We start from the raw sequence: 21,160 nt of genomic DNA, 5'->3' as shown, positions 1-21,160 counted from the left end.
GCGACACGCCGGCGCCGCGCTCCTACACTCGGTCGCATCCTGCCGTCCGTGAGCGTTCCGATGCACCAACCGACCCTGTCCCTCTGGCTGCGCGCCCTGCTGGCCGCGCTGTGGCTGCTGCTGTCGTCCAACGCCGTGAATGCACAGGCCCCGGCGCCGGCCGCGCCCCCGCCCGCCGTGCAGAAGCCCAAGGTCGCCCTGGTGCTCTCGGGCGGCGGCGCGCGTGGTCTGACGCACGTGGGCGTGCTCAAGGTGCTGGAAGAAATGAAGGTGCCGGTGGACATGATCGTCGGCACCTCGATGGGCGCGATCATCGGCGGCCTGTACGCCGCCGGCATGAGCGCCGACGACCTCGAACGCGAGCTGCTGAAGGTGGACTGGGGCGACGTGTTCGAGCGCCGCGTGCCGCGCCAGCTGCTCTCGCAGCGCCGCAAGGAAGAGGACTTCGAGCTCTCGCCGGTGCTGGAAATCGGCTTCCGCGACGGCGAGTTCCGCCTGCCCACGGGCGCGGTGTCGACGCGCTCGCTGGAGCTGCTGCTGCGCCGCTACACGCTGTCCACGCGCCTGCTGGCCACATTCGACGGGCTGCCCACCCCGTTCCGTGCCGTGGCCACCGACATGGAGACCGGCAAGGCCGTGGTGCTGGACCACGGCGACCTAGCCGCCGCGATGCGCGCGAGCATGTCGGTGCCGGGCGTGTTCGCGCCGCTGGATCTGGAGGGCCAGATCCTCGGCGACGGCGGCCTGGTGAACAACCTGCCGGTGGACGTGGCGCGCCGCATGGGTGCGGACGTGATCATCGCGGTCAACATCGGCACGCCGCTGGCCGGGCGCGAGACCCTGGGCAGCCTGCTGGGCATCACCACGCAGATGGTCAACATCCTGACCGAGCAGAACGTGCAAGCCAGCATCGCCACGCTCACGCCCGCCGACCTGCTGATCCAGCCCTCGCTGGGCAAGCTGACCTCGGCCGACTTCGAGAAGGCGCCCGAGCTGGTGAAGATCGGCCTGGACCACGCGCGCAGCGTGGCCGAGGCGCTCAGGCGCTTCTCAGCGGACCCGGCCGGCTACGCACAGTGGCAGGCCAGCCGCGGCATGAACGCGCAGGCCTACGCCGAACGCATGGGACAGATCAAGGCGGTGCGCTTCGAGGGCGTGCCCGAGAGCCGGGTCGAGCCGCTGGCGCTTGCGCTGGACACCGCACCCGGGCAGCGGGTCAACGTGCCCCAGATCGAGGCCGACCTGCAGAAGCTCTCGGCCACGGGCGACTACGACCGCGTCGACTACCGGCTGGAACGGGTGCGCGACAACACCGACGAGACGCTGGTGATCGGCCTGCGCGAGAACGACTGGGGCCCCAACTACCTGCGCCTGGGCCTGGACCTGCGCACCGACTTCGATGGCCGTGGCGACTTCAACCTGCTGATCGGCCACAACCGCCACTGGTTCAACGACAGCGGCGCCGAATGGCGCAACCGGCTGCAGATCGGCGCCTCGCTGGCCGCCTTCTCGGAACTCTACCAGCCGCTGGGCCGGGCCAACGACAGCTTCGTCGCGGGCTATGTCGACGCCAGCCTCAAGCGGCTGGAGGTCTACGGCGCCGACGGCCAGGCGCTGGGCACCGGCACGCGGCAGGGTCTGAAGCTGGGCGCCGACTACGGCTGGCCGATCGGCCTGCTGGGACGCTACGGCGACCTGCGCCTGGGCGTGCAGCTGGGTCTGCACAAGGCCACGCCCGAGCTGGTCTCGCGCGAGGTCGACGACAGCGAGGTCATCGCCACACAGAAATGGCGCGACGTCGGTGTGCGCGCCGCGCTGATCTCGGACCAGCTGGACTACGCCAACTTCCCGTCGTCCGGTTACCGCTTCCAGAGCGAGCTGGCGGCGGGCCGGCGGCGCCTGGTCTCGGGGGGCGACGACGTCTCGTTCAACCGGCTGGAAATGAACGGCAGCACGGTGCACTCCTGGGGCGCACACACGCTGAACGTCGGCGCCCGCTTCGCCCGCGCCACGCGGGTGCCGGTGGGCGCCATCGACGAGTTTTCGCTGGGGGGCTTCCAGCAGCTCTCGGGCTACCGGGTCGGCCAGGTCGCGGGCAACTACCTGCTGTTCGGCCGCCTGACCTACTACCAGCGCCTGCCCTGGAACGTGGGCGTGGCGCGCGCGCTGTTTGCGGGCGGTTCGCTGGAGGGCGGCAACGCCTGGGCCAGCCGGCGCGACATCAGCATCCACGGCCTGCGCTGGGGCACCAGCCTGTTCATCGGCGCGGACACGGGCATGGGGCCGCTGTACCTGAGCGTGGTGAGCGCTCCCAAGGGGTACACGGGGCTGTACCTGTTCCTGGGCCGCCCCTGAACAGAACGCACCCCACGCCCCGCCGCTACTCCTTGTAGTAGACGACCTGGTGGCTGGAGCACAGCAGGTGCCCGGCCTCGCTCCAGAGCAGCGCCGTCTGGTCGAAGAAGCCGTTGCGGAAGGCCTGCGCGCGCGCCTGGCCCAGCACCCAGCCGTGGCCGACCTCGGCCAGCTGCGCCGAACCAGCGTGAAAGTACACCGTCATCGACACCGTGCCGGCCGGCACATAGGTCGCACGGCGCAGCCAGATGCGCGGGAAAAACACATCGGCCAGCGCGGCCAGGCCGCACAGGTCCAACGCACGCGGCACAGCCTCGCGCATCCACAGACGCGAGCGGCTGTCGCTGCCGGTGCCGTCCCAGGTGCGCGGGATGGCGCCCTCGATGGGTCGCATCTCGTAGCGCCGGATCCATTCCACCGGCGAGGGCACGGTATAGGGCTTGACCTCGTCGGGCCTGCGCACCGCGGGCATGGGCTCGTCGTCCACGCTCCAGGTCTCGCGCCGGGCCGCGGTGACCACCGTCGCGGTGGCCACGGTCTCGGCCTCGCCCGAAGCACCGGCCTGGGTGACCAACACCACCCAGTGCTGGGTGGAGCGGTTGGTGCGCACCGGCTGAGCTGAGACCTCGAACGCCCCGTCGGCCAGCGCCGCGCAGTAGTTCACCGTCAGCGACAGCGGCTCGCCCAGCAGGGACGGGTGCAACATCACGGCGTTGAGCATCGTCGCGGCCGTGATGCCACCGAACGGCCCCACCATGTTGGCGTAGGCGGGTGAGGTGGCGCCGGTGTAGAGCCCGTTACCCGTGGAGGTCAGCGCAATCGCTTGATCAAATACGTGAGCGCTCATACAGACGTGTCTCCTTCAAGGGCACCGCGGAACCGGCTTTGCCGGGTCGCCAGTGCCGCCCCCCTCTGGGGGGTGACGCGAAGCGGCGCGGGGGGCGCGTGGTCACACGCGTTCAAATACTCCGGCGGCGCCCTGCCCCATGCCCACGCACATCGTCACCATGCCGTACTTCTTGTTGTGTCGCTTGAGCGCGTGCACCACGGTGGCGGAACGGATGGCACCGGTCGCGCCCAGCGGGTGGCCCAGCGCGATGGCGCCGCCCATGGGGTTGACCTTGGCCGGGTCCAGGCCCAGTGTGTTCATCACGGCCAGCGACTGCGCAGCGAAGGCTTCGTTGAGTTCGAACCAGTCGATGTCGTCCTGCTTCAGGCCGGCGTACTTCAGCGCAGCGGGGATCGCCTCGACCGGGCCGATGCCCATGATGTGCGGCGGCACACCGCGGCTGGCGTAGCTGACAAAGCGCGCCAGCGGCGTGAGGTTGTAGCGCTTGAGAGCGGCCTCACTCACCAGGATCAGCGCGCCCGCGCCATCGCTGGTCTGCGAGCTGTTGCCGGCGGTGACGGAGCCACGCGCGGCGAACACGGTGCGCAGCTTGGCCAGGCCTTCGAGCGAGGTATCGGGGCGCGCACCTTCATCCAGGCTCACCACACGTTCGGTGACCGACACCTCGGCCGACTCGAGGTCCACGCTGCGCTCCTGCACCGTCACCGGGGTGATCTCGTCCGTGAACTCGCCGTTCTTCATGGCGATCACGGCGCGCTGGTGCGACTGCACGGCGAAGGCATCCTGCGCGTCGCGGCTCACCTTCCACTGCTGCGCCACCTTCTCGGCCGTCAGGCCCATGCCGTAGGCGATGCCGTAGCTCTCGATGTCGTCGGTGTTGCGGAAGATGGTCGGCGAGAGGCTGGGGCTGTTGCCCATCATGGGCACCATGCTCATGCTCTCGGTGCCGGCGGCGATCATCACGTCGGCTTCACCGACGCGGATGCGGTCGGCCGCCATGGCCACGGCCGACAGGCCGGAGGCGCAGAAGCGGTTGACCGTGATGCCGCCCACCGAGTTGGGCAGGCCGGCCAGGATGGCGCCGATGCGCGCCACGTTCAGGCCCTGCTGGGCTTCGGGGATCGCGCAACCGGCGATCACGTCTTCCACCGCCTTCGGGTCCAGGCTGGGCACCTGGGCCATGGCGGCGCGCAGCGCGTGGGCCAGCAGGTCGTCCGGCCGCAGGTGCTTGAAGGAGCCCTTGTGTGAACGGCCGATGGGCGTACGGGTGGCGGCGACGATGTAGGCGTCTTGAACTTGTTTCATGTCGCTTCCTCAGTTGCGGACGGGCTTGCCGGTGTTGAGCATGCCCAGAATGCGCTCTTGCGTTTTTGGGTGGACGATCAGCGAGCAGAAGGCCTGGCGCTCCAGCGTCATCAGGTATTCCTCGCTCACCAGCGTGCCGGCTTCGACGTCGCCGCCGGTGACCACGTTCGCAATCAGCGAGGCGATGTGGAAGTCGTGCTGGCTGATGAAGCCGCCGTCGCGCATGTTGACCAGGCTGCCCAGGATGGTGGCCTTGCCGTCGCGGCCGGCGACCGGGAACAGGCGCTTGTGCGGCGCGCGATAGCCGCCCGCGAACAGGGCCTTGGCTTCGTTGATGGCGACAAACAGCAGCTCGTCCTTGTGGGGCACGATCAGGTCGGAGTGCAGCACGTAGCCGAGCTTGCGCGACTCGATGGCGCTGGTGCCGACCTTGGCCATGGCCGCGGCAGTGAAGCCTTCGGTCAGGAAGGGCAGCAGGTCTTTGCCCGTCGAGGTCTCGGCGTTCTCGGCCGCACGGCGCGCGATGTAGGTCAGGCCGCCGGCGCCCGGCACCAGGCCCACGCCCACTTCCACCAGACCGACGTAGCTTTCCATGTGCAGCACGCGGCGCGCGCTGTGCACCGCCAGCTCGCAGCCGCCACCCAGCGCCAGGCCACGCACCGCGGAGACCACCGGCACGTTGGCGTAGCGCAGGCGCAGCATCATCTGCTGCATGAAGCCCTCGGCGTCTTCGATCGCCGCCACGCCCACGGCCATGAAGGCCGGCAGCATGGCCTGCAGGTCGGCGCCGGCGCTGAAAGGCTCGTCACCCGACCAGACCACCAGGCCCTGGTACTCGGCCTCGGCCAGGTCGATGGCGGCCATCAGGCCTTCACACACCTCGGGGCTGATGGCGTGCATCTTGGTCTTGATGCTGGCGATCAGCACGTCGCCATCCAGCGTCCAGACACGGATCGAATCGTTCTCTTCGATGGTGGTGCCAGCCGTCTCAAACTTCGGCCCGGCTTCGCCCAGCAGCAGTTCGGGGAAGTGCTGGCGCTCATAGACCGGCAGGCTGCGGCGCGCTTCAAACACGCCCTTGGACGGGTTCCACGACCCCAAGGCGGTGTGCACGCCACCGGCCTCGGCCACGGGGCCTTTGAAGACCCAGTCGGGCAGCGGCGTCTTGCACAGTGCCTTGCCGGCGTCGATGTCTTCCTGGACCATCTTCGCCACCTCCAGCCAGCCGGCTTCCTGCCACAGCTCGAAGGGGCCCTGCTTCATGCCGAAGCCCCAGCGCATGGCCTGGTCCAAGTCGCGCGCGGTCTCGGCAATCGAGGCCAGGTGCACGGCGGCGTAGTGGAAGCCGTTGCGCAGGATGGCCCAGAGGAACTGGCCCTGCGGGCCTTCGGCGTTGCGCAAGAGCTTCAGGCGCTCGGCGGCCGGGCGCTTGAGCATGCGGCCATAGACCTCGTCCGCCTTCTCGCCCGCGGGCACGTACTCGCCGCTCTCCAGGTCGAAGCGTTGGATGTCGCGGCCGACCTTCTTGAAGAAACCGGCCTTGGCCTTCTGGCCCAGGTTCCCCATCTCGATCAGCTTGGCCAGCACGGGCGGCGTGCCGAAGCTGCCGTAGAACGGGTCGGTCTGCTCGTTCAGGTTGTCCTGCAGCGTCTTGATGACGTGGGCCATGGTGTCCAGCCCCACCACGTCGGCGGTGCGGAAGGTGCCGCTGGACGCGCGGCCCAGGCGCTTGCCGGTCAGGTCGTCCACCACGTCGTAGGTCAGGCCGAAGTTCTCAACCTCCTTCATCGTCGCCAGCATGCCGGCGATGCCGATGCGGTTGGCCACGAAGTTGGGCGTGTCCTTGGCGCGCACCACGCCCTTGCCCAGACCGCTGGTGACGAAGGCTTCCAGGTCGTCGAGGATCTGCGCTTCAGTGGTCGGGGTGTTGATCAGCTCCACCAGCGTCATGTAGCGCGGCGGGTTGAAGAAGTGGATGCCACAGAAGCGCGGCTTGATCGCCTCGGGCAGGCCTTCGCTGAGCTTCGTGATCGACAGGCCCGAGGTGTTGGACGCGACGATGGCGTGTTCGGCGACGAAGGGGGCGATCTTCTTGTAGAGATCGAGCTTCCAGTCCATGCGCTCGGCGATGGCCTCGATGATGAGGTCGCAGCCACGCAGCTGTTCCAGGTGCTCCTCGTAGTTGGCCTGGCCGATCAGGTCGGCGTCCGCGGCCACGCCCAGCGGCGAGGGCTTGAGCTTCTTGAGGTTCTCGATGGCGCGCGTGACGATGCCGTTCTTGGCGCCCTCCTTGGCCGGCAGGTCGAACAGGACGACCGGCACCTTGACGTTGACCAGGTGCGCCGCAATCTGCGCGCCCATCACGCCCGCGCCGAGTACGGCGACTTTTTTCACTTGGAATCGTTTCATGTTGGGTCCTGTTGGGAAGACAGATCGTTTCACTCGACGCGGTGCCACACCTGGGTCCGGTAGAACGGCCCGATGTAGCCGCGCATCTCCAGCTTCTTGCCACCATCCACCGGCTTGAGGCGGGCGCGGTAGACCTTGCCGTTGTTCGGGTCGGTGATGTCACCGCCGTCGTACACGGCCTTGTCATCGGCGTTCTGCTTGAGGTTGCGCAGGATGGTCATGCCCAGCACCGGCTTGTCTTTCCGTTCGTCGGTGCACTTTTCGCAGACGGTGTCGGGCTTGGTGTCGGGGTCGAGCAGCTTCTCGATGCGACCGGAGAAGAGGCCATTGCTTTCAGTGATGCGCACCAGCGACTTCTCCTTCTTCGAGTCGTCGTCGATGGTCTTCCACAGGCCGGCCGGCGACATCTGCGCAAAGGCGGACACGGCGGCGAGGCCCAGCAAGGAGGCAATGGCGGTCTTCTTCATGTCTGTCTCCGGTGTTGTTGAATGACGTGAATCAGGCCAATGCGGCGTCGGTGTCCATCAGCACCTTGCTGCCTGCGCGCGCGGTGCGCATCAGCGTCGCGGTCTCGGGGAACAGCTTGGCGAAGTAGAAGCGCGCGGTCTGCAGCTTGGCGGTGTAGAACGGGTCGGTGCTGCCCTCGGCGATCTTCTGCAGCGACACCTGGGCCATGCGGGCCCAGAAGTAGCCGAACACCAGGTGGCCGGCCACGCGCAGGTAGTCCACCGCGGCGGCGCCCACCTCGTCGGGGTTCTGCAGGCCCTTGAAGCCGATCTCCATGGTGAACTTGGTGATCTGCTCGCCCAGCACCGCCAGCGGGTTGATGAACTCGGCCATCTTCTCGTTGACGCCCTCTTCCATCACCAGCGCGGTCACCAGCTTGCCGAACTTCTTGAGCGTCGCGCCGTTGTTGCCCAGCACCTTGCGGCCCAGCAGGTCCAGCGACTGGATGGTGTTGGTGCCTTCGTAGATCATGTTGATGCGGGCGTCGCGCACGAACTGCTCCATGCCCCATTCCTTGATGTAGCCGTGGCCGCCGAAGACCTGCTGGCACATGGTGGCGGCCTGGTAGCCGTTGTCGGTCAGGAAGGCCTTCACGATGGGCGTGAGCAGCGACAGCATTTCGTCGCTGTCCTTGCGCACCTTCTCGTCGGGGTGGTGGTGCACCTTCTCCAGCAGCACCGAGCTGAACATCGCCAGCGCGCGGCCGCCTTCGGCATAGGCTTTGGCGGTCAGCAGCATCTTGCGCACGTCGGGGTGCACGATGATCGGGTCGGCCGGCTTGTCCTTGGCCTTGGCGCCGGAGAGGCTGCGCATCTGGATGCGGTCCTTGGCATAGGCCAGGGCGTTCTGGTAGGCCACCTCGGTCAGGCCCAGCGACTGGTTGCCCACGCCCAGGCGGGCGGCGTTCATCATCACGAACATGGCCTGCATGCCTTTGTGCGGCTGGCCCACCAGGGTGCCGATGGCGCCGTCGATGACGATCTGCGCCGTGGCGTTGCCGTGGATGCCCATCTTGTGCTCCAGGCCACCACAGTAGATGCCGTTGCGCGCGCCGAGCGTGCCGTCGGCGCTGGCCAGGAACTTGGGCACCACGAACAGGCTGATGCCCTTGATGCCGGGGGGCGCGTCGGGCAGGCGGGCCAGCACCAGGTGCACGATGTTGGCGGCCATGTCGTGTTCACCGGCGCTGATGAAGATCTTGTTGCCGGTGATCTTGTAGGTGCCGTCGGCCTGCGGTTCGGCCTTGGTGCGCATCAGGCCCAGGTCGGTGCCGCAGTGCGGCTCGGTCAGGCACATGGTGCCGGTCCACTCGCCGCTGACCAGCTTGGGCAGGTACAGGGCTTTCTGCTCGGGCGTGCCGTGCTCGTGCAGCGCGGCGTAGGCACCATGGCTCAGACCGGGGTACATGGTCCAGGCCTGGTTGGCCGAGTTCATCATTTCGTACAGGCACTGGTTCACCACCAGGGGCAGGCCCTGTCCGCCGTATTCGGGGTCGCACGACAGGGCCGACCAGCCGCCGTCGGTGTAGGTCTTGTAGGCTTCCTTGAAGCCGACGGGGGTCTTGACCTCGTGCGTGGTCTTGTCGAGCGTGCAGCCCTCGGTGTCACCGCTGATGTTCAGCGGGAAGATCACCTGCGAGGCGAACTTGCCGGCCTCTTCGAGCACGGCGTTGATGGTGTCGGCATCCATCTCGGCGTGCTGGGGCATGGACTGGAAGTCGGCGCTGACGTTCAGCACCTCGTGCATCACAAACTGCATGTCGCGCAGGGGCGGGTTGTAGACGGGCATGGGTGAACTCCTGTGGAGGGTTTGTGAAGAAAGGGAAGGTCAGGCGACGCGCGGTTTGCGGGCCGTCTTGCGAGCGGGTAAGGGGTCGGTGGCGTCGCCCGCGCTGTAGCGCAGCACGATGCCCTCGAAGGCGGTGACCGCGCGCTGCAGCGAATCGGGCGCGCGCAGGAAGCGGGCCTCGTAGTGCAGCGCAAGAATCAGGGAATGGATCTCGAAGCGCATCTGGTCGGCGTCGGTGTCGGCGCGCAGGTGGCCCTCTTCGATGGCGAGCTCGATGGCGCGCTTCATGGCCGCCAGCCAGGTGCTGACCGAGCTGGCCAGCGCGTCGCGCACCGGCCCTGGCCGGTCGTCGAACTCCACTGCGCCACTGATGTAGAGGCAGCCCGAGTCGATTTCCACCGAGGTGCGCTTCATCCAGTTGTCGAACAGCGCGCGCAGGCGTGGCAGGCCGCGCGGCACCGACATGGCCGGGTAGAAGACCTCTTCCTCGAAACGGTGGTGGTACTCGCGCACCACCGAAATCTGCAGCTCCTCGCGCGAACCGAAGTGCGCAAACACGCCCGACTTGCTCATCTGCATGACCTCGGCCAGCGCGCCAATGGACAGGCCTTCCAGGCCGATCTGCGTCGCCAGACCGAGCGCCGCATCGACGATGGCGGCCTTGGTCTGCTGGCCTTTTTGCAGCGACCGCGTGAGGGCGGCGTCGCTGCGCGGGCGTTTGGAGGAAGTGGTGGCGCTCATGCGGTGATAAAAAAAGAAGACCGCCCACAAATCGAACGGTCGTGCTATTTTTACCGCAAAAGAATGACCCCAGGCGCAACCTGCGGCGTGCAACGGGAATTTTGTCTAGGGGCTGCGCCCTAATGCGCGGCGCCCAGCGCCGGCATCTGCGGGTTTACCCGCACACCCGGACCCGGGAGGTCACAGGCGCCCGTCGGGCAGCAGCAGGCGCAGGCCGTGGTCAAGGTTCTCGCTGGGCGGGCGCTTGAAGCCGCTGCGGGCAAAACGCTGCAGCCGCCCCATGCAGAAGGCCGTGATGACCGAGGCATCGGCCTGGGCATCGACGGTGGGGGTGGTCGCCGACGAGAGCACGGCGATCTCGCGCAGGTTCTGGCGCAGCGCCGACTCGATCTTGTCGAAGAACAGGTTCATGCGCTGCTGCAGGCGCTCGTTCTCGTACACCAGGGCATCGCCCACCATGACGCGCGCCATGCCGGGGTTCTTCTCGCCAAACTGCAGCAGCAGCGTGACCAGCTTGCGCGAACGCAGCACCGGATCGGGCTCGCGCTCGCCCAGCTGGTTGACCAGACCGAACACGGACTGTTCGATGAACTCGATGAGGCCCTCGAACATCTGGGCCTTGCTGGCGAAATGGCGGTAGAGAGCAGCTTCACTGACATCCAGCCGGGCGGCCAGCGCGGCGGTCGTCACGCGCTCGGCGCCGGGCTGTTCCAGCATGGTCGCCAGCGCCTGCAGGATCTGCACCCGGCGCTCACCGGGCTTGGGCCGCTTGCGGCCACCGGACTCGGTGCTCTCGGCGCCTTCACTGGCGGCATCGGGAGAGGCGGCGGCCGTGGACGAGGAAGCGCTGGAGCTCATGGGTGGTCGGGTCCGTTGGTGTTCAGCAGTCGGGCTGGCCATGCGTCCGGCCCGTGGTGTGTCATCCCTCCGGTGATTCTCGCACAGGCCTCCCGCCGGCCCGGACCGCCTCGAACACCACGCGCACGCGCAATCCCCGCCCGTTTCCGCCGGTCAGCAGCTGCAGCTGGGTGTGGTGGGATCGGGCGATTTCGTCGGCAATGGCCAGCCCCAGTCCGTTGCCATCGGCCTGGGTGCCGGGCAGGCGGTAGAAGCGTTCCAGCACCCGCTGTCGCTCGTCTTCGGCAATGCCAGGACCATCGTCCTCGACCTCGATCCAGGCCTGTGGCGGCTCGGCCGCGAGGTCCTGGCCACAGCGCAGCGTGATGCGTCCGCCCGGCGGGGTGTACTTGACCGCGTTGTCCACGATGTTGATCAGCAGCTCGCGCAGCAACCAGGCGTGGCCACGGGTCTGGGCCGGCGCGGCCTCCAGTCCCAGGTCCATCTGCTTGTCGGCCGCGGCATCCAGATGGAGTGCCAGGATGTTCTCGCACAGCTCCTGCAGGTCGACCTGCTCCATCGGGTGGGTGCTGGCGCTCACGCTGTCGGCGCGCGAGAGCGCCAGCAGCTGGTTGGCCAGCTGCGAGGTCCGGCGCGTCGCGTCCCGCAGGCGGTGCACCTGCTCGACCCGGAGACTGAGCGCCTCTGTGCCACCCATCGAACGGGCCGCCTGCGACCAGGCCTCGACCTGCGCCTGCAGCCCGGCGAGCGGCGTGCGCAGCTGGTGCGCGGCGTCGGCCACGAAGCGGCGCTGCGCCTGCGTCTGGTCGTTCACCAGCGAGAACAGCCGATTGAGCGAAGACACCAGCGGCCGCACCTCGGCCGGGGCGCTCTCGGCATCAATGGGGCTGAGGTCGCGGGGCGAGCGGCGCTCGACCGCTTCCTTTAGGTCGATCAGCGGGCGCAGGGCCCGCGCCACCGCCCAGGTCACCGCCACCGCGGCCACCACCATGAGCAGCAGGTTGGGCAGCAACACCCGCAGCAGCACCGTGTCCAGCCACTGCTGGCGCCCATCGGAACCGTCGGCCAGCATGATGATGAGCTCGCCCGCCGCGGTCGGGCTGCGCTGCGCCACCACCCGGTAGGTGATGCCGCCGTCGACCACGCTGAGGAACTCGGCGTCTTCGGTGGAGGGCAACACGGTCGGCAGCCAGTGGTCCCCGAGCAGCAGACGGCCGTTGGCATCCATCACCCCGTAGCCGGCATAGCCCTCGCGCTCCTTGAGGAACACGTCCACCGGCGGCGCCAGCAGCAGGGCCAGCCCAGGGTCGGCGTCGATGTCGATCGGTCGGGGGGCGTCGCGGGGCAAGGTCACCACCACCGAGTCGGCCAGCATCGGCACCAGCCGCAGCAGTTGCTGGTCCTGCTGCAAGGCCGCGGTGCCTGCGCTCTGGTAGTGGAAATAGACACTCACCAGCCCGACCAGCCCCAATGGGAGAAACAGCAGCACCAGCAGGCGCCGCTGCAGCCCCCAGATCAGGCCTTCGGCCGACCGGTGTTCAGGGCTCGCGCGCATGGGCGGACGGTGGCAGCAGTTCGAGCCGGTAGCCGAAGCCGCGGATCGAGCGCAGCGCCACCCCGGCCGGCTCCAGCTTGGCGCGCAGGCGCGAGACGTAGACCTCGATGGCGTTGGGCGTGATTTCCTTGTCCCAGCCGGTCAGCGCCGCCAGCAGCTTGTCCTTGGCGGCCGGCTTCGGGGCCTGCAGCAGCAGGTACTCGAGCACGGTCCACTCGCGCGGCCCCAGCTCCATGGTCTGACCGGCCAGGTTGACGCGGCGCAGTGCGGTGTCCATCTCCAGCGGTCCCAGGCTGAGCACCGCGGTGGTCGCGGCCTGCGAGCGCCGCAGCAGCGCACGCAGGCGTGCCAGCAGCTCGGGCAGCTCGAAGGGCTTGAGCATGTAGTCGTCGGCGCCGAGGTCCAGCCCCTGCACCCGGTCGTGCAGCGCGTCGCGCGCGGTCAGGATCAGCACCGGCATGGCCCAGCCCCGCGCGCGCAGCCGCTGGGTCAGCTCCAGACCGTTGATGCCGGGCAGTCCGATGTCGACGATGGCCAGGTCGAAGCTGTCGTTCTCCACCGCCTGCTCGGCCCGCTCGGCGCTGCCGACCCAGTCCACCGTGTAGCCGGCGTTGCTCAGCCCCAGCTTGATGCCGCTGGCGACCATCACGTCGTCTTCAACCAGCAGCAGCCTCATGGTCAGTGGCTTTTGATCATCGTGCCGAACGGCTGGTCACCCAGAACCTCCAGCAGCAGCGCATGCGGCACGCGGCCATCGATGATGTGCACCGCGTTCACGCCGCTCTTGGCCGCGTCCAGCGCGCCGGCGATCTTGGGGATCATGCCGCCGCTGATGGTGCCGTCCTCGCACAGTTCGTCGATGCGGCGCGGCGTCAGCTCGGTCATCAGGTTGCCGGCCTTGTCCAGCACGCCGCGGATGTTGGTGAGCATCAGCAGCTTCTCGGCCTGCAGCACGGTGGCGAGCTTGGCGGCCACCACGTCGGCGTTGATGTTGTAGCTCTCGTTCTTCTCGCCGAAGCCGATCGGGCTGACCACGGGAATGAACTGGTCATCCTGCAGTGCCTTCACCACCGAGGGATCAATGGACACGATGTCGCCGACCTGGCCCACGTCGTGTTCGCGGCTCGGGTCCTGCTGGTCGGCCAGGCGCAGCTTCTGCGCGCGGATCATGGCGCCGTCGCGGCCCGTCAGGCCCACGGCCTTGCCGCCAGCGGCGTTGATCAGGCCCACGATGTCCTGCTGCACCTCGCCGCCCAGCACCCACTCGACCACCTCCATGGTCTCGGCGTCGGTCACGCGCATGCCCTGGATGAACTCGCCCTTCTTGCCCAGGCGCTGCAGCAGGGTCTCGATCTGCGGACCGCCGCCGTGCACCACCACCGGGTTGATGCCGACCAGCTTGAGCAACACCACGTCTTCGGCAAAGTCCTGCTGCAGGGCCGGGTCGGTCATGGCGTTGCCGCCGTACTTGATGACCATGGTCTTGCCATGGTACTTGCGGATGTACGGCAGGGCCTGCGCGAGCAGCTCGGCCTTCTCGCGCGGCTGGATGTGGGACAGATCGACGGGGGTGTGGTTGGGGCTGGTCATGGCGGGTGGGTGGAGAGAACGGGAACCCCGAAATTCTAGGTCCCCACCCGCCCGATCCCCAAGGTCAGAAATGAATGCCGCGCATCATCTGCTGCATCGCGATGGCTTCCGGCGACAGCTGGGGCTTCGCCCCCTTCTCTCCCTTGGCGGCCGAGGAGTCGGGGAACATGCGGAAGCTGGTGTTCATCACGATCTGCGCGATGCGCGGCACGAAGGCGTGCAGCACCTGACCGGTCACCCCCAGGCGCGTGGCGATGCGCACCGGCTTGAAGATGCAGGCCTGCGCGATCATGTCGGCCGCCTCTTCGGGCGAGAGCGTGGGCACGTTCTTGTAGATCTGCGTCGGTGCGATCATGGGCGTGCGCACCAGCGGCATGTTGATGGTCGTGAACGAGATGCCCTGGTCGGCGAACTCGGACGATGCGCAGCGGGTCCACGCATCCAGCGCCGCCTTGCTGGCCACATAGGCCGAGAAGCGCGGCGCGTTGGTCAGCACGCCGATGGAGCTGATGTTCACGATGTGACCCTTGCGCTTGGCCACCATGCCCGGCAGCAGGCCCATGGTCACGCGCAGGCAACCGAAGTAATTGAGCTGCATCGTGCGCTCGAAATCGTGGAAGCGGTCGTAGCTGCTTTCGATGGCGCGGCGGATCGAACGGCCGGCGTTGTTGATCAGGAAGTCCACGCCGCCATGGTTCTGGATCAGCAGCTGAACGAAGCGGTCGCAGTCGGCCATGTCGGCGATGTCGGCCGGGTAGGCGATGAACTGGTAGCCCTTGGCCGTGGCTTCGGCGCAGGCCTCGTCGAGCTTGTCCTGGTCGCGCCCGCAGATGATGGTGACCGCACCCGCTTCAGCGAACTTGTGCGCCGCCGCCAGACCGATGCCCGAGCTGCCGCCGGTGACCAACACGACCTTGCCGGCCACGGTGCCACGCAGGCTGCGGTCGATGTGCAGGTCCGGGTCGAGATGCCGCTCCCAGTAGTCCCACAGGCGCCAGGCGTAGTCCTTGAGGTCGGGGCAGGCGATGCCGCTGCCCTTGAGCGCGGCCGTGGTCTCGCGGCAGTCGAAGCGCGTGGGGTAGTTGACGAAGGTCATCATGTCCTCGGGCAGACCGAGGTCCTGCATCACCGCGCGGTAGACGCGGCGCACCGGGGCCAGGGCCATCAGGCCCTTCTTCACGCTCTTGGGAATGAAGCCCAGCAGCGCCGCGTTGACGAACAGGTTCATCTTGGGCGCGTGCGCCGCCTTGCTCAGGATGTCGAGCACGTCGCCGACGCGGTAGCCCATCGGGTCGACCAGGTGGAAGCAGCCGCCGCTGGCGCGCTTCTGGTGGCTGATGTGGTCCAGCGCGTTGACCACGAAGTCCACCGGCACGATGTTGATGCGACCGCCCTCCAGGCCCACGCTGGGCATCCACGGCGGCAGGATCTGGCGCATGCGCTGGATGAGCTTGAAGAAGTAGTAGGGCCCGTCGATCTTGTCCATCTCGCCGGTGCGGCTGTCGCCGACCACGGCCGCCGGCCGGTACACCGTCCATGGCAACTTGCATTCGAGGCGCACGATCTTCTCGCTCTCGTGCTTGGTCATGAAGTACGGATGGTCCAGTCCCTCGGCCTCGTCGAACATGTCCTCGCGGAACACGCCTTCGTACAGGCCCGCCGCGGCGATCGACGACACATGGTGGAAGTGCCCGGCACCAATCGCCTTGGCGAACTCGACGGTGTTGCGCGTGCCGTCCACATTGACGACGATCTGGCTCTCGGCATCGGCCTCCAGGTCGTACACCGCGGCCAGGTGGTGGAAGTGGTCGATCTGGCCCTTGAGCGCCTTGATGTCCTCGGCGCTCACGCCCAGCTTTTTCGCCGTCAGGTCACCGAACACCGGGATGGCCCGGGTCGCGCCCACGCCCCAGAACTCGCGCAACCCTGCCACCTTGCCCGCACTTTCCTTGCGCAGCAGGAAGTGCACCACCGCGCCCTTGCGCTCCAGCAGTTTCTTGACGAGCCGTTTGCCGATGAAGCCGGTGGCGCCGGTGACGAAATAGTGCATCGAGGTACTCCTGGATTTGTGGGTATCGGGAACAACCGTTCATTGTTCACCACTAGCCGATGGCGCCGGTTCAGCACAAACCCGTGGCGCGCACCCCAGTTTTTAGTCGCTGGCCCCTACACAGGCATGGCGCCACAGCCGTACAGTCCCATCACCCTGAGGCATTGCCACGCCTCCATCCCGATCCACCCCGTTCACGGAGCTTCCATGGTCACCAAGACTCGCAAATCCGGCACCGCCAGCACCGGTGCATCCGCCGCCGCCTCGCCGCTGTCCGGCGCGATCAAGGATTCCGCCCAGCAGATCTGGCTGGCCGGCCTCGGCGCTTTCTCCAAGGCCCAGGCCGAAGGCGGCAAGGCCTTCGAGACCCTGGTCAAGGAAGGCCTGTCGATCCAGCGCAAGACCCAGGCTGTCGCCGAAGAACGCCTCAACGAGGCCACGCAGCGCATGACCAACATGGCCAGCGATATCGGCAGCAAGGCCGCGGGCCAGTGGGACAAGCTGGAGAACATCTTTGAAGACCGCGTGGCCAAGGCCCTGAACAAGCTGGGCGTGCCCTCGGCGCGCGACATCGAGGCGCTGATCGAGCGCATCGACGCCCTCAGCGCCGCCGTGGCCGGCGAGGGCGGCAAGACCGTGAAGGCCGCCGCACCGCGCAAGGCCGCCGCACCGAAGGCCGCGGCCAAAGCTGCCACGAAGACCAGTCCGAAAACCGCCAGCGCCAAGCCCGCCCGCAAGGCACCGGCGCGCGCCAAGAAGGCGGCCTGAGCGGCCGGGGCCATGCGCCGCTCGGCTGAGCAGGAAGGGGCGCCCGGCGCCCCTTTTTTTCGTCCGCGCGGACTGCTGCAACGCAACACCTGCCGCCTTCGTGGCGGTCTACACTCGACCGCATGACGCCTTCCCGCCCCCGTTCGACACGGCGTTCCCGCCCCACCCCCCGCATCGCGCTGGCCTTTGCCGGCGGCGGGCCTCTGGGTGCGATCTACGAGATCGGTGCCCTGTGCGCCCTGGAAGACAGCCTGCACGGACTGGACTTCAACGGTTGCGACCACTACATCGGCGTGTCGGCCGGCGGCTTCATCGCCGCGGGACTGGTCAACGGCATCACACCGCGCCAGCTGTGCGATTCCTTCATCGAGGACCGCCTGGGCGATGACCGCTTCGACCCCGCCTGGCTGATGCGCCCGGCCTGGCGCGAGTTCATCGAACGGGCGCAGCGGGTTCCGGCGCTGATGGGCGGTGCGCTGTGGGCCTGGGCCGCCCAGGGCAAGCGCTTCACCAACGCCTTCGAGCGCATGGGCGCCGCGCTGCCCACCGGCGTGCTGGACAACGAAGGCATCCACGAACAGATCCAGCGCCTGTTCAGCAAACCCGGCCGCAGCAACGACTTCCGCCAGCTGCGCGCCCGCCTGACCCTGGTGGCCACCGAGCTCGACACCGGCGATGCCACGCCTTTCGGACGCCCGGGCTGGGACCACGTGCCGATCTCGCGCGCCATCCAGGCCAGCGCCGCCCTGCCCGGCCTGTTCCCGCCGGTGGTCATCGACGGCCGGCACTACGTGGACGGCGCGCTGAAAAAGACCGTGCACGCCACGGTGGCGCTGGACGAGGGGGTGGACCTGCTGCTGTGTCTGAACCCGCTGGTGCCGTTCCACGCCGGCGCCGCCAGCGAACACATTCCTTCCCTGGTCGAAGGCGGGCTGCCGGCGGTCATGAGCCAGACCTTCCGCTCGATGATCCACTCCCGTCTGGCACTGGGCTTCAAGCACTACGAACGCACCTACCCCGACACCGACATCGTGCTGATCGAACCCGACCAGCGCGACGCCGAGCTGTTCTTCGCCAACACCTTCAGCTACCGCCAGCGCCGCGAGCTGGCCGAACACGCCTTCCAGCAGACCCGCCAGCTGTTGCGCGACCGGTCCGGCCACCTGGGTCCGACGCTGGCGCGGCACGGGATCACGCTGGACGGGGCCGCCCTGCGCGACCCGCACCGGCGGCTGCTGCCTGCGGAACCGGTGCGGCGCGAGACGGCCCTGGAGCGACTGGACAGCGCCCTGGAAACCCTCGAACACCGGCTGCAGACGCAGCGCGCCTGACATGACCCGCAAAGCCCCCCGACGCACGGCCGAACGCATCCTGGAAGTCACCCTCGCGCTGTTCAACCGCTTCGGTGAGCCCAACGTCTCCACCACGCTGATTTCCTCCGAACTCGGCATCAGCCCCGGCAACCTGTACTACCACTACCCGGCCAAGGACGAGCTGATCAACTCGCTGTTCGAGCGCTACGAGAAGGCGCTCAACGAGCTGCTGCAGGCCAGCGACGGCGTGCGCAATGTGGAGGACGCCTGGTTCTTCCTGCACTCGCTGTTCGAAATAGTCTGGGAATACCGCTTCCTCTACCGCGACCTCAACGACCTGCTGTCCAAGAACCGGCTGCTGGAGACGCGCTTCCAGGCCGTGCTCAAGAACAAGATCCGTTCGGTGCGCAGCCTGCTCAGCGGCATGTCGCGCGCCGGCGCCATCGACCTCGATGCGCGGGAACTCGAACCCACGGCCAACTGCATGGTGGTGCTGCTGACCTACTGGCTGAGCTTCGAGTACGTGCGCGACCCGCGCCATGCGCTGGAGCCGGACAACGCGCAGGCGGCGCTGCTGCGTGGTGCGCAGCACGTGCTCAATGTGCTGGCACCTTACCTCGAAGCCGGCCAGCGCCAGCATCTGCTGCAGCTCACGGGCGCCTACCGCACGGCGCCCTGAGCCCGGGGCCGCCGCCTGGGCCTATTGGGGCGGGCTGCGGCGCAGCCCGTCCACCGCCTGGAACAGGGCCTGGCGGGCCTGGGACACCACCTGGGCCCGCCAGTCGTCGGTGTTGACATAGAACGCGTCCCGCACCCGTTTCTGGATCACGGTACGCAGGCCGGCCGGGGCATCCGGGTGCAGGCGCATCCACTGGTCGCCGCGCAGGGCGTTGAGGACATCCAGCAGCGGCAGGGTGCCGTATTCCAGCGCGATCCCGGTGTATTGGGCCTGCGGGCACTCTTCGTAGACCGCGTTCCACATCAGGCCGGTCAGGCGGGCCGAGGCAGAGCTGCCGTCGTAGATCGAGGTCACGGGCGTCTGGCCGTCGCCACCCCACCAGGCGCGGGCGCGCTGCAGGGCCGCGTCGTCGTCGCGGCAGGCGAAGATGCGCTCGCCCAGGCCGCTCGGGCCCAGCCCGGTGTGCAGGTCGATCCAGGCGATGTGGCGCGCGCTGCGCCCATGTTCGCGCAACACCTCGCGCAGCGTGCGGTGGCTCCAGGTCGGCGCCGTGCCGCCGAAGAACAGACCATCGGGGTGGCTGTGCTGGCCCTGGGAGACCGCGCTCTGGTACGCGCCCAGCCCCTTGCGCCCGATGAAGTGGGCGATGACCGCCTCGTTCTCGGCCACGGGCGGCCAGACCGCCGGCAGCAGGAACGGGTGCAGTTCGTCATAGGCCGGGTTCGCCGGCAGGGGCTGCGAGAAATCCTGGAAGTTGCGGTTGAGATCGACGTTGTCCTCGGTCACCCGGCGCAGGTGCGAGAACCCGTAGGGATTGAGCGCGTGGATGTACAGCACCGCGACCCCGGCGGCACGGGCGTGCGCGCGCCAGTCGGCGTCGTGGGTGGCAAACACCTGGATGCCCGAGCCACAGAACCCTTCCACGCCGTGGCAGGCGCTGCTGACGATCAGGAGTCGCTCGGCATCCGGCGGTCCGTCCAGGGCCACGTCCATGGCCAGGGTTTCCTGGTCGCGCCCGGGCAGCGGGTGGTTGTGGCTGCGGATGGCCATGCCGGCGGCGGCGGCCCCCTCCAGAAACTGCACGCGGGCCCGGGCATAGGACGACGCGAAAGCGGACTGGGGATTGATCATGCGGCGTCCTTGCGCGGTTGCGACAGCCACTGCTCGGCCAGCCGCACCCAGTAGGTCGCGCCCAGCGGGATCAGGTCGTCGTTGAAGTCGTAGCTCGGGTTGTGCAGCGTGCAGGGGCCGCCGCCGTGGCCGATCTCGCGGTGCGCGCCCTCGCCGTTGGCGATGAAGATGTAGCAGCCTGGCCGCGCCTGCAGCATGTAGGCGAAGTCTTCGGCCCCCATGGTCGGCTCCTGCACCAGCACCTGGTCGGCGCCGACGATGCCGGCCAGCACCTCGCGCACGAACGCGGTCTCGGCCGGGTGGTTGACGGTCGGCGGGTAGTTGCGGCGGAACTGGAACTCGCAGCTGGCGCCGAAGGCGGCGCAGGTGTGCTCGGCGATCTCCTGCATGCGCCGCTCGATCAGGTCCAGCACCTCGTAGGTGAAGGTGCGCACCGTGCCCTGGATCTCGCAGCTGTCGGGCACCACATTGGTCGCTTCGCCGGTGTGGATCATGGTCACGCTGATCACGCCGGCGTCCACCGGCTTCTTGTTGCGCGAGATGATGGTCTGGAAGGCCTGCACCATCTGGCAGGCCACGGGCACCGGGTCGATGCCGTTGTGCGGCAGCGCGGCGTGCGAGCCCTTGCCGCGGATGACGATGTGGAACTCGTTGCTGGAAGCCATCACCGGGCCGGCGCTGGCGGCAAAACTGCCCACCGGCAGGCCCGGCCAGTTGTGCATGCCGAACACCGCCTCGACCGGGAACTGCTCGAACAGGCCGTCCTTGATCATCTCGCGGGCACCGCCGCCGCCCTCTTCGGCCGGCTGGAAGATCAGGTAGACAGTGCCGTCGAAGTTCCGGTGTTTCGAGAAGTGCTGCGCCGCCGCCAGCAGCATGGCGGTGTGGCCGTCGTGGCCGCAGGCGTGCATCTTGCCGGCGTGCTGGCTGGCGTGCGCGAAGTGGTTGTGCTCCTGCATGGGCAGCGCGTCCATGTCGGCGCGCAGGCCGATGGCACGGCCACAGGCCCCGCCGTCGCGGCCGTGCACGATGCCGACCACACCGGTGGTGCCCATGCCACGGTGCACCGGGATGCCCCACTCGGTCAGTTTGGCGGCGACCACCTCGGCGGTGCGCACCTCTTCAAAACAGAGCTCGGGATGGGCGTGGATGTCGCGGCGCACGGCGGCGATGGCCGCGGACTGGGTCAGGATGGAGTCGATCAGCTGCATGGTGTCCTCATCTGCAAACGGCCATGGTAGCCATGCACGGCCCTGGAGAC

General features: G+C 68.1%; 17 protein-coding genes. 4 read left to right on the top strand and 13 right to left on the bottom strand.

The genetic code is table 11. The annotated features are described in order from the left end of the window. The first annotated feature begins 60 nt into the window (after nt 1–60). Nucleotides 61–2,355 carry a patatin-like phospholipase family protein gene (locus BC358_RS01450; protein ID WP_079364380.1) on the top strand — a complete coding sequence of 765 codons (2,295 nt, stop codon included), beginning with the start codon at nt 61–63 and terminating at the stop codon, nt 2,353–2,355. A gap of 25 nt (nt 2,356–2,380) precedes the next feature. On the opposite strand, the gene BC358_RS01445 is transcribed toward BC358_RS01450, so the two are convergent. From BC358_RS01445 to BC358_RS01395, 11 genes are all read right to left on the bottom strand, one after another. Next, nucleotides 2,381–3,202, bottom strand: coding sequence for an acyl-CoA thioesterase II (locus BC358_RS01445; protein WP_079364379.1), 822 nt, complete (start codon nt 3,200–3,202; stop codon nt 2,381–2,383). A gap of 102 nt (nt 3,203–3,304) precedes the next feature. Next, nucleotides 3,305–4,510, bottom strand: coding sequence for an acetyl-CoA C-acyltransferase (locus BC358_RS01440; protein ID WP_079364378.1), 1,206 nt, complete (start codon nt 4,508–4,510; stop codon nt 3,305–3,307). 9 nt (nt 4,511–4,519) lie between these two features. Then, nucleotides 4,520–6,919: a 3-hydroxyacyl-CoA dehydrogenase/enoyl-CoA hydratase family protein gene (locus BC358_RS01435; RefSeq protein WP_079364377.1), complete on the bottom strand. Its 2,400-nt coding sequence runs from the start codon at nt 6,917–6,919 to the stop codon at nt 4,520–4,522. A 29-nt stretch (nt 6,920–6,948) separates the two neighbouring features. Beyond that, complete coding sequence (locus BC358_RS01430; RefSeq protein WP_079364376.1) at nt 6,949–7,386, bottom strand: DUF2147 domain-containing protein; 438 nt, start codon at nt 7,384–7,386, stop codon at nt 6,949–6,951. A 31-nt stretch (nt 7,387–7,417) separates the two neighbouring features. Continuing rightward, nucleotides 7,418–9,214: an acyl-CoA dehydrogenase C-terminal domain-containing protein gene (locus BC358_RS01425; protein WP_079364375.1), complete on the bottom strand. Its 1,797-nt coding sequence runs from the start codon at nt 9,212–9,214 to the stop codon at nt 7,418–7,420. Nucleotides 9,215–9,253: 39 nt separating this feature from the next. Then, nucleotides 9,254–9,955, bottom strand: a complete 702-nt coding sequence (locus tag BC358_RS01420; RefSeq protein ID WP_079364743.1) for a TetR/AcrR family transcriptional regulator — start codon at nt 9,953–9,955, stop codon at nt 9,254–9,256. A 180-nt stretch (nt 9,956–10,135) separates the two neighbouring features. Continuing rightward, entirely contained in the window at nt 10,136–10,813 is a 678-nt protein-coding gene (gene slmA, locus BC358_RS01415) for a nucleoid occlusion factor SlmA (RefSeq protein WP_066153750.1), read from the bottom strand. Between the two features lie 61 nt (nt 10,814–10,874). Continuing rightward, nucleotides 10,875–12,368, bottom strand: a complete 1,494-nt coding sequence (locus tag BC358_RS01410) for an ATP-binding protein (protein ID WP_079364374.1) — start codon at nt 12,366–12,368, stop codon at nt 10,875–10,877. Beyond that, a complete protein-coding gene (locus BC358_RS01405; RefSeq protein WP_066153755.1) occupies nt 12,352–13,044 on the bottom strand; it encodes a response regulator transcription factor in 693 nt (230 codons plus the stop codon). Before BC358_RS01405 ends, BC358_RS01410 begins: the two co-directional genes overlap by 17 nt. Before the next feature lie 2 nt (nt 13,045–13,046). Then, nucleotides 13,047–13,958 (bottom strand): acetylglutamate kinase, encoded by a 912-nt coding sequence (gene argB, locus BC358_RS01400; protein ID WP_079364373.1) that lies wholly within the window; start codon nt 13,956–13,958, stop codon nt 13,047–13,049. A gap of 64 nt (nt 13,959–14,022) precedes the next feature. Beyond that, nucleotides 14,023–16,008: an SDR family oxidoreductase gene (locus BC358_RS01395; RefSeq protein ID WP_079364372.1), complete on the bottom strand. Its 1,986-nt coding sequence runs from the start codon at nt 16,006–16,008 to the stop codon at nt 14,023–14,025. Nucleotides 16,009–16,215: 207 nt separating this feature from the next. Between BC358_RS01395 and BC358_RS01390 the strand changes: the two genes are divergently transcribed. The 3 genes from BC358_RS01390 to BC358_RS01380 all read left to right on the top strand — a co-directional run bounded on the left by BC358_RS01390 (nt 16,216) and on the right by BC358_RS01380 (nt 18,768). Continuing rightward, nucleotides 16,216–16,776 carry a phasin family protein gene (locus BC358_RS01390; RefSeq protein WP_066153763.1) on the top strand — a complete coding sequence of 187 codons (561 nt, stop codon included), beginning with the start codon at nt 16,216–16,218 and terminating at the stop codon, nt 16,774–16,776. Between the two features lie 122 nt (nt 16,777–16,898). Continuing rightward, nucleotides 16,899–18,107 carry a patatin-like phospholipase family protein gene (locus tag BC358_RS01385; RefSeq protein WP_079364371.1) on the top strand — a complete coding sequence of 403 codons (1,209 nt, stop codon included), beginning with the start codon at nt 16,899–16,901 and terminating at the stop codon, nt 18,105–18,107. Between the two features lies 1 nt (nt 18,108). Next, entirely contained in the window at nt 18,109–18,768 is a 660-nt protein-coding gene (locus tag BC358_RS01380; RefSeq protein WP_079364370.1) for a TetR/AcrR family transcriptional regulator, read from the top strand. 21 nt (nt 18,769–18,789) lie between these two features. Here the strand turns inward: BC358_RS01380 and BC358_RS01375 are convergent, their stop codons facing one another. Together BC358_RS01375 and BC358_RS01370 are read right to left on the bottom strand one after the other, a co-directional pair. Next, nucleotides 18,790–19,899, bottom strand: a complete 1,110-nt coding sequence (locus BC358_RS01375; RefSeq protein WP_079364369.1) for a M14 family metallopeptidase — start codon at nt 19,897–19,899, stop codon at nt 18,790–18,792. Continuing rightward, nucleotides 19,896–21,110, bottom strand: coding sequence for a M20 aminoacylase family protein (locus tag BC358_RS01370; protein ID WP_079364368.1), 1,215 nt, complete (start codon nt 21,108–21,110; stop codon nt 19,896–19,898). Before BC358_RS01370 ends, BC358_RS01375 begins: the two co-directional genes overlap by 4 nt. Between the last annotated feature and the right edge of the window lie 50 nt (nt 21,111–21,160).

Origin of the sequence: Hydrogenophaga sp. H7, from assembly GCF_002025745.1 — a bacterium.
Lineage (GTDB): Bacteria > Pseudomonadota > Gammaproteobacteria > Burkholderiales > Burkholderiaceae_C > Hydrogenophaga > Hydrogenophaga pseudoflava.
The sequence above is the reverse complement of the archived record's forward strand: the minus strand, read 5'-3'. Positions and strand labels throughout refer to the sequence as shown.